The organism is Arthrobacter sp. GCM10027362 (genome assembly GCF_042679445.1).
Taxonomy (GTDB): domain Bacteria; phylum Actinomycetota; class Actinomycetes; order Actinomycetales; family Micrococcaceae; genus Crystallibacter.
Genome location: NZ_JBHTML010000375.1, coordinates 1 through 1,213 on the forward strand (window position 1 = coordinate 1; position 1,213 = coordinate 1,213).

General features: G+C 75.4%; 1 protein-coding gene. It reads right to left on the reverse strand.

Features of this window, described 5'->3' with window-relative positions:
* Positions 1–1,009, reverse strand: a 1,009-nt coding sequence (locus ACFQ36_RS22770) for a glutamate-cysteine ligase family protein (protein WP_377017854.1), incomplete at its 3' end; no start/stop codon positions are given.
* Positions 1,010–1,213: the final 204 nt, after the last annotated feature.

Sequence of the window (1,213 nt, forward strand, 5' to 3'; positions counted from 1 at the left end):
GTTCGCACGCCTCGGCGGCGCGGTCCGCGGCCCGGGCGTCGTCGACGAGGGCGGTGACGACGGCGGCCGGAACCTCCCAGTCGCCGCCGGCCTGGGCATCGATCACCCGCAGTTCCAGGAAGCCGCGCGGCCGCACGGGCGGAAAAAGCGTGGTCAGGTGGTAGTCCAGGTCGGCGCGCGTTGCCGGGCGGGGGCCGCCGCCGCGCAGCCAGTCGCGCATGCGCAGTCCCGCCGGGGCATCCCAGCACCGTCCCTCGCCCCGGATGCACAGGACCAGGGCGTCCAGGGCATACCGGGCCCAGGCCTCGCGGGGCTCCGCCGGTCCCGGCACCGGGGCGGTGCGGGTCCGGTCCGTGTCCAGCCAGATGCGCTGGCGTGTGCTCTTCCAGCCGCTGGGGGTCCCCTTGTGGAACGGCGAATTGGCGAACATGGCCACCAGCACCGGCAGGAGCGCATGCAGCCGGTGCCAGCGGGAGACGGCGCCGCCGGGGCCGGCCTGGTCCGGGCCGGCTTCGAGCGAGACCTGCAGGGACGCGGTCGAGCACATCATGGTCCGGCCGGCCGGCCCGGACCGGTCGAAGTGCCGCTGCATTGCGGCATAGCGGGGATGGTCCAGGGTGCGCCGGGGAACGCGGACCGCATCGAGGGCGAGCCCGTCGAAGCACAGGCCCTGCCGTGCGACCAGCGGGTCGATGACGGCCAGGTCCTGGCGCACCGCCCCGATGAGCCCGGGCAGATCCGGTGCGCAGGCGGAGCTGAGTTCAAGCTGCCCGCCCGGTTCGAAGCTGATCGCGCCGCCGCCGGGAAGGCCGGCGCCCGCGACGGCGTCCCGGACCCGGTCCACCGGAACCGGCAGGGCGTGGTCCGAGGCGTCATGGACGATCCGCTCGATCTCGATCCCGACCGCCCCGGCAGGCCCGGTCCTGAAGCAGGCGGAGGCGACATGGATTTCCGCCTCGGGCTCGGTCAGCGGCCGCTCCGCGCACCCCGGCTCCGCCAGCAGGGCCATGACGTTTCCTCCCTTCCCGCCCGCCCTCCCGGACGGGCCGAAGCGCCCGGACCACCCGCTGCAGCGCCGGCGGGTACCCCTAATGCCCGGGGTACCAACCTAAACCCGCCCGCCCGGTCGCGGTCAAGGTTCGACTGCTGCCGTCCGGTGCGCCGGCGGGAGCGGCCCGGCCGGCTGCGGTTGCCGGCCGGCCCTGCCGCTACC